A 7,987-nucleotide genomic window follows, 5' to 3' on the forward strand; every position below is an offset into this window, starting at 1 on the left:
GGCCCGCCAGCGCACCGGCGATCACGAAGGCGGCCAGCTTGTAGGGCACGGTGCTGTAGCCGGCCGCGCGCATGCGCTGCTCGTTGACGCGGATGCCGGCCAGCGTGTGGCCGAAGCGCGAGCGCAGCAGCAGGGCCAGCAGTGCGTAGGTGGCGACCAGCGCGAGCCAGATCAGCACGTACAGCTGCGGGCCGCTCTCGGCGTCGAGCAGCTTGGCGCCGAAGAGCGAGAGCGCAGGGCGGCTGTAGAGGTAGAGCCCATCGCTGCCACCGGCCAGCTTGGTGTCGTGGAACACGAAGTAGGCCATCTGCGCGAAGGCCAGCGTGACCATGATGAAGTACACGCCGGTGGTGCGCAGGCTGAGCGCGCCCACCACCAGCGCGTAGAGCGCCGCCGCGAGCATGGCCGCCGGCATCAGCCACGCCAGCGACACGCTGCCCTCGGGCGACAGCAGCACGGCCGCGTAGGCACCGATGCCGAGGAAGGCCGCGTGCCCCAGGCTCACTAGGCCCGTGGTTCCCGCGAGCAGCTGCAGGCTCAACGCGAAGATGGCGTAGACCATGATCTTGGCGACCAGGCTTTGCAGGTAAGGAGAGAGGGCCAGCGGCAGGCAGAGCAGCACCAGCGCCACCGCACAAGGAACGATCCACGAGAAGCGTCGTGCGTCCACCATCAGTGCCTCTTCTGCATGAGGCCCTGCGGCCGCCACACCAGCACGATCGCCATCAGCAGGTACACGCCCACGCCGCTGTACTCGGCGAAGAACACCTTGCCGAAGGTGTCGACGAAGCCCACCAGCAGCGAGGCGATCAGCGCGCCGCTGATGGAGCCGATGCCGCCGATCACCACCACCACGAAGCAGATGATGAGCACGCTGCCGCCCATGCCCGGGTACACCGACGACATGGGCGCGGCGATCATGCCCGCCAGCGCGGCGAGCGCCACGCCGGCCGCGAACACGCCGCGATACAGCAGCGTGAGGTTGATGCCCAGGCCGCGCACCATGTCGCGGTTGCTGGCGCCCGCGCGCACCATCATGCCCAGGCGCGTGTGGTTGACCAGCGCATACAGGCCGAGCGCGATCACGATGCAGGCGGCCGAGGCGAAGAGGCGGTACACCGGGTAGCTCATCAGCTCGCCGAGCGCGATGCTGCCGGAGAGCCACGCGGGCGTGGCCACGCCATGCACGTCGTTGCCGGCGATCAGGCTGCGCGCCTCTTCAAAGACCAGGATCAGCGCGTAGGTCATCAGCACCTGCTGCAGGTGCTCGCGCTGGTAGAGGTAGCTGAAGAACAGCCACTCCAGCAGGTAGCCGAACACCGCCGCGAGCGCCACGCCCACGAGCAGCATGCCGATGAAGCTGCCGCCGAAGTACGGCGCCAGCAGGAAGGCCATGTACGCGCCCAGCATGTAGAAGCTGCCGTGCGCGAGGTTGATCACGCCCATGATCCCGAAGATCAGCGTGAGCCCGCTGGCCAGCAGGAAGAGCAGCAAGCCGTACTGGACGGCGTTGAGGCACTGGACGAGGAAGGTGGCGAGATCCACTGCGCGGAGCGTGTTCCTGAGGAGGCAGCCCGCACTGTACCGCCCAGCCCAGGCGGCGATGGAGAGCAACAGACCTTACTTGACGCGGTCGCCGTAGGTGATGGCGGTGAGCCGGCCCGACTCGAAACGCAGCGTGGTCATGAACTGGCCGCGGCCCGGGTTGTAGGTCCATTCGTCGACGGTTTCGCAAGGCAGCACCACGGCCTTGTCGGCTTCGGTTGGCAGCTGGCTGCGGTCGACCGGCTTGCAGAACGAGTCGCGGTTGATCGGCGCTCCGCACTTCTGCAGCACCGAGGCCTTGTTGTCGCCGATGTTGGCGAGGTCGTTGGCGCAACGCATCGAGTGCGTCTGCGCCTGCGATGCCACGGGGAGCGAGGCGGCCAGTGCCACGGCACAGCCGCCCAGTCGGGAGAGTCGGAAGAGGGTGAAGGTTCTCGGCATGGGTCGGCCCGTAAGGTTCATCACGCTGCGAAGTGTTGTCCGATGCTAGATGGCTTTGAAAGCGCCGGCGACATCTTTACCGAAGCTTTGCGCTATCGTGCCGACGCGCCCGCCCGGCGGCGCTCCTGGAGGACACGATGACACGCTCTGCTCTGCCCTCGCGAACAGGCCGTTGCCTTGCAGCTTGCGCCGCCGCGCTGGCTGCGGCCTCGGCGCAGGCCGCCCCGCCGGCGAACGACGGCCAGTGGCACTTCTCGCTCACGCCCTACCTCTGGCTGCCGAACGTCAACTCCACGCTCAAGTACCCGCTGCCTCCGGGTGGCGGCGGCTCCGCCGATGCCGAGACCGGCCCCAACAGCTACCTGGAGAACCTGCAGTCGCTGCTGATGCTGAGCGGCGAGGCGCGGCGCAACGAATGGGCGATCGTGTCCGACCTGGTGTATCTCAACTTCGGCGACGAAGACAGCCAGGTCAGCTCGGTGGGCGGCCCCGGAGCCGGCATTTCCATCCCGCGCGAGCGCAACCTCGGCACGCGCACCGACCTCAAGGGCTGGACCTGGATGGTCGCCGGCAGCTACACCGCCGTGCGCACCGAAGCGGCCACGCTCGACGTGCTGGCCGGCATGCGCCTGCTGCACATCCAGGGCTCGCTCGACTGGACGCTCGACGCCAGCATCCCCGGCAGCGGCTTCACCTTCGCGCGCACCGGCTCGGTGGAGCGCAGTGAGACGCTGGTCGACGCCATCGTCGGCGTGCGCGGCCGCGTGTGGTTCGGCGATGACGGCAAGTGGTTCCTGCCCTACCACCTCGACGTGGGTGCCGGCGAATCGAAGTTCACCTACCAGGCCGTGGCCGGCGTGGGCTACGCCTTCGGCTGGGGCGAGGTGCAGCTCGCCTACCGCGAGCTCTCGTGGGAGCAGCCCGACGACAAGTTCGTGCAGAAGCTGCGCTTCAGCGGCCCGGCCCTTGGGCTGAGCTGGCGCTTTTGAGCCGCACCGCGTCGGCGTCACCCGACGCAGCGCTCACTGCCCGGGTGGGGGCTCCCACAGTTCGACCTTGTTGCCCTCCGGGTCCATGACCCAGGCGAACTTGCCGTACTCGGATTCGTCGATCTTCTCGAGCACCTGGCAGCCCTCGCTCTTCAGCGCCGCCACCAGAGCGTGCAAGTCGGCCACGCGGTAGTTCACCATGAAGGGCGCGGCGCTGGGTGCGTAGGCGTCACCCGCCGCGTCGCCAATGCTCCAGATGGTCGTGCCCGCAGAGGGGGCGCCTTGCGCGTCGACCCAGGTGAACGCAGCGCCACCCCATGCCTGCACGTCGATGCCGAGGTGGCGCTGGTACCAGGCGCGCAGCGCGGCGGGGTCCCTGGCCGTGAAGAAGATTCCGCCGATGCCTGTGACTCTCTTCATCTGGTGCTCCCGGGGAAGTGAGAAGCCGTCGTCAAGCGCGCTGGGTCAGTACGGTTCGCCATTCTTGTGAACAAACTGCCAGCTGCCATTGACCAGCAAGGCCTTGAGATCGTCGTCAGGGTAGCTGCCTTCGTCGCCTGGCGTCCTGTCGCCGATCTCAAGGTAGACCGCGTCCTCGGAGGTTTCGTTGATGAGGCGGTGGCCGTTGCCCGTCCCGGCCTTGAACCCGGCGCACATGCCAGGCGACAAGCGCGTCAGGCCCTCGTCGGTGTGCAGGGTGGGATGGCCTTGCACCACATAGATGAACTCGTCCTGCCGGGTGTGTGCATGCCGAAGGGCAGAGGCCGCGCCGGGCGCCAGACGCGTGAGATTGACACCAAAGTTCGTGAGGCCGAAGAGGTCACCCAGCGGGTGCTTCTTCCTTCCGGCCATGCGGGAAGCGAACGGCTCCGGGTAGTTGGACGGTTTGACGCGTGGGGGCGCCTCAGCCGCAACCACCGCGACGGGGTACTTGCTCTGTGACATGTGAACCGGGCTCTGTGGGTTGCTGACGCATCGTGGAGGATGCCTGTGCCGCCATCCTAGAGGCCTTCAACGCCGGCTGCACGTCTTTGCGTCAGGAAACCGCCTGATCGGCCCGGCCCGGCCAGAAGCCGTGCAACGCCTGTCGGCGTTGCACGTGAGGGCTCAACGCTTGTTGAACGTGATGCCCTGGAACGTGAAGGTCGTTGCCGTCAGCGTGTAGGAGAAGGTGTAGGGGCCGATGTTCACGGCCTGGTCGTAGTTGTAGGGGCTGTTCGTCAGCTTGCTGCGCGTGAACCGGTAGGTGATGGTGTGCGCGCCGGCGTCGACCGACCAGGTCATCGTGTTCGTCAGCGTGCCCGTGTTCTGGTTGATCGACTGCTGGTAGAACTTGCCGTTGCTGCTGCCGGTCTCGTTGTCGAAGACCCAGCAGTTCTGGTCGCTGCCGACGTCCGTGCACCAGGTGCCCGTCAGTCCGGTGGTGCCTGCGCCCGAGCCGCCGCTGCTCGGCGGCACCACGACCACCACCGATGGCGACGGCCCGCTTCCGGTGCCGCCCTCCGGGAAGTCGACGATGTTGCCCGGTCGGCTGCTGTCCAGCGCTGTCAAGCGGCCGCCGGCGTCGATCGCCATGGCCGTGAAGGGGTCGCCCAGCGCGGGGCTGGTCCAGCCTGTCGCGCTGCCCAGCTGCGTCGCGGTGCTGCCGTCGTGGGTGCTCCACAGCGAGCCGTCGCGCTTGGACAGCACGGCATAGCTGTAGCCCGCTTGCACGTCGGACCAGTCGCTCGCGCTGCCGCTGCGCAGCGGCACGTCGGTGGACGCGGTGCCACCGTTGACGAGCTGGCCGGCGTAGTTGGTGCCCCAGCCCCAGAGGCTGCCGTCCGTCTTGGTGGCCAGCGAGTACCAGCTGCCGGCAGTCACGCGCGACCAGTTGGTGGCGGTGCCGATGCGCGTCGGGTCGTAGACCACACTGAATGTCTCTGACCCGCTCACGCCGTTGCCGACCTGCCCGTAGTGGCTGTGGCCCCAGCCCCAGAGGCTGCCGTCGGTCTTGACCGCCACCGAATGGTCGCGGCCGGCGGCGACCGAGGCCCAGTCGGTGCCGGTGCCAATGCGCGTGGGGGTGGTCCGATCGCCGGACACGCCGGTGCCGAGCTGGAAGTAGAAGTTCTTGCCCCAGGCCCACAGCGAGCCGTCCGTGCGCAGGCCCAGCGTGTGGTCCCAGCGCGTCGAGATCGACGCCCAGTTCGTCGCCGTGCCCAGGCGGGTCGGCACCATCACCGCGTCGGTGCTGCCGTTGCCGAGGTAGCCGTCGCTGTTCTTGCCCCAGGCCCACAGCGTGCCGTTGGTCTTGATCGCGTAGCTGCGCATGTCGCCGGCGGCGACGCTGGCCCAGTCGCTGTCGGTGCCCACGCGCTTGGGTGCGGTGCTGCCGGTGTTCTCTCCCGTGCCCTGCTGGCCGTACTGGTTGGTGCTGAACTCCGACGTTGCCCAGCTCCACAGGGTGCCGTCGGTCTTCAGCGCGAGCACATGGTCGCTGCCGACGGCCACCTGGCGCCAGCCGGTGGCGACACGCGTCACACCCAGGGTGTTCTTGCCCGAGATCGTGCCGATGCGGGCGGTGATGGTGGCGTTGCCGAGCGCGACGCCGGTGACGGTGCCATCGCCGGCGACGGTGGCGACCGCGGGGTTGTCAGAGGTCCATGTGACGCTGTCGAGCGGCATGCCGTTCCGGCCGTCGGAGTAGTTGCCGCGGGCGATGAAGCGCGTGGTCGCGCCGGCTGCCAGGAAGCGCGGCTCTTGCGAGGCCTGCACGTCGATGCCGACCAGGGTCGCATTCGAGGCCGGGCTGTCCCCGCCACCTCCACCACCCCCGCAGGCAGCCAGAACGATCAAGGCGCATGCGCCGAGTAAGGCGTGGAAGTGGCGAAAGAGGGAGCGCAGCAGTGCGGTCACGTGGGTTCCTTGGCGGTTCGACGGTGGCGGCACTCTATCGACGCAATGACCCGTCACGCTTCGGCTGAACGGCCGATGCCGTTCATGGTCTGCTCCAGGGTGTGTAGAAGTGCACTGAACGGACCACACCGCCGCATCGTGTCCAATGCGGTCATCGCCGCCTTGGAGAGAACTCCCGATGAAAGCGAAGCAAGTCGCCCTGGTGCTGATGCTCGTCCTGGCCCTCGCCGCCATCGCCGGCTGGTTCAGCCTCGACAAGGAAACGCGCGGCCTGCTGGCCACCGTGCCCACCAACCGCGACCTGCTGTTCTGGAGCGAGCCGCAACGCGACGCGGCCTTCCGTGCGCTCGATCGCCTGCCGGTGCTCGCCAAGGCGCGCGCCATCCCCGCCAGCAACACGCCGATGCCACTGCCGCCGGGGCCGCCGCTCCAGCTGGAGCTGGACGTGGGTGCCTTCATGGCCGGCCAGCGCAGCGCGGCCCTGCTCATCGTGCACGACGGCAAGCTGCGGCTGGAACGCTACGGCCTGGGCTTCGATGCGAGCGGGCGCTGGACCAGCTTCTCGGTCGCCAAGTCCATCACCTCCACGCTGCTCGGCGCCGCGGTGCGCGACGGCCACATCCGCAGCATGGACGACAAGGTCAGCGACTACATCCCGCAGATGAAAGGCTCGGCCTACGACGACGTGAGCATCCGCCAGCTGCTCACCATGAGCTCGGGCGTGCGCTGGAACGAGAACTACGCCGACCCCGAGGCCGACGTCGCCAAGTTCAACAACCACCAGCCCGAGCCCGGCGTCGAGGCCATCGTGAGCTACCTGCGCCGCCTGCCGCGCGAGGCGCCGGCCGGCACGCGCTGGCACTACAGCACGGGCGAGACCAACCTGGTCGGTGTGCTCGTGAGCCAGGCCACGGGCAAGCCGCTGGCCGAGTACCTGTCCGAGAAGATCTGGGGGCCCGCCGGCATGGAGCAACCGGCCACCTGGATCCTCAGCAAGACGGGCAAGGAGATCAGCGGCTGCTGCATCCAGGCGGCCTCGCGCGACTTCGCGCGCTTCGGCGTGTTCATCCTCAACGGCGCGCGCGTCAACGGCCAGAGCATCGTGCCCGAGGGCTGGCTGGCGGAAGCCACCACCGCGCGCATCGCCAGCCGCCTGCCGGGGCTGGGCTATGGCTACCAGTGGTGGACGTATGCCGACGGCAGCTTTGCCGCACGCGGCATCTTCGGCCAGGGCATCTTCATCGACCCCCAGCGCAAGCTGGTGATCGCCACCAACGCCAACTGGCCGCGCGGTGCCACCGACCCGGGCGCCACGGCCGAGCGCGAAGCCTTCTACCGGGCGGTGCAGCAGGCCATCGACAAGGAAGCTGGCGCCAAGTAAGTTCACGCAGCGTGTCGATTCCAGGGCCTGTCATTCGTCGTCCTGTTTCAACCACCCTGAAGGAGAGCGGCCATGCGCGTCGTGGTATTTGTGAAGGCAACGAAGGAATCCGAAGCGGGCCAGATGCCCAGCACCGAGCTGCTGGCGGCCATGGGCCACTACAACGAAGAACTGGTCAAGGCCGGCGTGATGGTGGGCGGCGAAGGCCTGCACCCCACCCAGCGCGCCAAGCGCGTGCACTTCTCTGGGCCTCAGCGCAACGTGGTCGACGGGCCCTTCTCCGAGACCAAGGAGCTGGTGGCCGGCTTCTGGATCTGGCAGGTCAAGTCGATGGACGAGGCCGTCGAATGGGCGCGCCGCTGCCCCAACCCGATGCCGGGCGAGTCGGTGCTGGAGATCCGCCCCGTGTTCGAGGCCGACGACTTCGGTGCCGAGTTCACGCCTGAGCTGCGCGAGCAGGAGGAGCGCCTGCGCGCCCAGACCGCCGAGGTGAACAGCAAGCGCTGACGGCCAGCCCGACGCGGGCCGCCGTGCGGTGTCGCTACGGCGGCGAGCCCGGGTTCCGGAGCCGCAACGCGATGTGGAGTTCAAGCGCCGGCGCGGCGCTGCCTCAGTGGCGGATCAATTCCTCGAGGGTGGCCAGGCGCAGGCGATCGGGGGCGAGCATTGAACGACGGCACGAACCGAAAATCGGTCAGTCGCGACTGTTCAAGTCCGATGACCGCTGCGCCCT

At 68.2% G+C, this 7,987-nt stretch carries 9 protein-coding genes; 3 read left to right on the top strand and 6 right to left on the bottom strand.

Annotation, left to right across the window (positions count from 1 at the left end; genetic code table 11):
• The 3 genes from VFL64_RS12415 to VFL64_RS12425 form a co-directional block, all read right to left on the bottom strand.
• A partial coding sequence (locus tag VFL64_RS12415) for a branched-chain amino acid ABC transporter permease (RefSeq protein ID WP_489540691.1) occupies window positions 1-673 on the bottom strand: 673 nt, incomplete at its 3' end.
• Complete coding sequence (locus VFL64_RS12420) at window positions 673-1,545, bottom strand: branched-chain amino acid ABC transporter permease (RefSeq protein ID WP_489540692.1); 873 nt, start codon at window positions 1,543-1,545, stop codon at window positions 673-675. The genes VFL64_RS12420 and VFL64_RS12415, both read right to left, overlap by 1 nt.
• A gap of 75 nt (window positions 1,546-1,620) precedes the next feature.
• Window positions 1,621-1,986: a DUF2845 domain-containing protein gene (locus tag VFL64_RS12425; protein WP_489540693.1), complete on the bottom strand. Its 366-nt coding sequence runs from the start codon at window positions 1,984-1,986 to the stop codon at window positions 1,621-1,623.
• A gap of 137 nt (window positions 1,987-2,123) precedes the next feature.
• Here VFL64_RS12425 and VFL64_RS12430 point away from each other — a divergent pair, with 137 nt between their 5' ends.
• Complete coding sequence (locus VFL64_RS12430) at window positions 2,124-2,975, top strand: hypothetical protein (RefSeq protein ID WP_489540694.1); 852 nt, start codon at window positions 2,124-2,126, stop codon at window positions 2,973-2,975.
• 33 nt (window positions 2,976-3,008) lie between these two features.
• Here the strand turns inward: VFL64_RS12430 and VFL64_RS12435 are convergent, their stop codons facing one another.
• The 3 genes from VFL64_RS12435 to VFL64_RS12445 form a co-directional block, all read right to left on the bottom strand.
• Window positions 3,009-3,395 carry a VOC family protein gene (locus tag VFL64_RS12435; RefSeq protein WP_489540695.1) on the bottom strand — a complete coding sequence of 129 codons (387 nt, stop codon included), beginning with the start codon at window positions 3,393-3,395 and terminating at the stop codon, window positions 3,009-3,011.
• Between the two features lie 45 nt (window positions 3,396-3,440).
• The gene (locus VFL64_RS12440) at window positions 3,441-3,920 is read right to left on the bottom strand and encodes a cupin domain-containing protein (protein WP_489540696.1); all 480 of its coding nucleotides are present in this window, start codon (window positions 3,918-3,920) and stop codon (window positions 3,441-3,443) included.
• Window positions 3,921-4,082: 162 nt separating this feature from the next.
• The gene (locus VFL64_RS12445; protein ID WP_489540697.1) at window positions 4,083-5,873 is read right to left on the bottom strand and encodes an Ig-like domain-containing protein; all 1,791 of its coding nucleotides are present in this window, start codon (window positions 5,871-5,873) and stop codon (window positions 4,083-4,085) included.
• A 178-nt stretch (window positions 5,874-6,051) separates the two neighbouring features.
• On the opposite strand from VFL64_RS12445, the gene VFL64_RS12450 reads away from it, so the two are divergent.
• Window positions 6,052-7,254 (top strand): serine hydrolase domain-containing protein, encoded by a 1,203-nt coding sequence (locus VFL64_RS12450; RefSeq protein WP_489540698.1) that lies wholly within the window; start codon window positions 6,052-6,054, stop codon window positions 7,252-7,254.
• A gap of 72 nt (window positions 7,255-7,326) precedes the next feature.
• Window positions 7,327-7,761: a YciI family protein gene (locus VFL64_RS12455; protein ID WP_489540699.1), complete on the top strand. Its 435-nt coding sequence runs from the start codon at window positions 7,327-7,329 to the stop codon at window positions 7,759-7,761.
• The last annotated feature ends 226 nt before the right edge of the window (window positions 7,762-7,987 follow it).

Source organism: Rhizobacter sp. (genome assembly GCF_035702065.1).
Taxonomy (GTDB): Bacteria; Pseudomonadota; Gammaproteobacteria; order Burkholderiales; family Burkholderiaceae_C; genus Rhizobacter.

Bases quoted from the DNA above. Each gene is read 5' to 3' on its own strand.
- VFL64_RS12440 (WP_489540696.1), bottom strand. From the start codon at position 3,920: ATGTCACAGAGCAAGTACCCCGTCGCGGTGGTTGCGGCTGAGGCGCCC.
- VFL64_RS12425 (WP_489540693.1), bottom strand. From the start codon at position 1,986: ATGCCGAGAACCTTCACCCTCTTCCGACTCTCCCGACTGGGCGGCTGT.
- VFL64_RS12455 (WP_489540699.1), top strand. From the start codon at position 7,327: ATGCGCGTCGTGGTATTTGTGAAGGCAACGAAGGAATCCGAAGCGGGC.
- VFL64_RS12450 (WP_489540698.1), top strand. From the start codon at position 6,052: ATGAAAGCGAAGCAAGTCGCCCTGGTGCTGATGCTCGTCCTGGCCCTC.
- VFL64_RS12430 (WP_489540694.1), top strand. From the start codon at position 2,124: ATGACACGCTCTGCTCTGCCCTCGCGAACAGGCCGTTGCCTTGCAGCT.
- VFL64_RS12435 (WP_489540695.1), bottom strand. From the start codon at position 3,395: ATGAAGAGAGTCACAGGCATCGGCGGAATCTTCTTCACGGCCAGGGAC.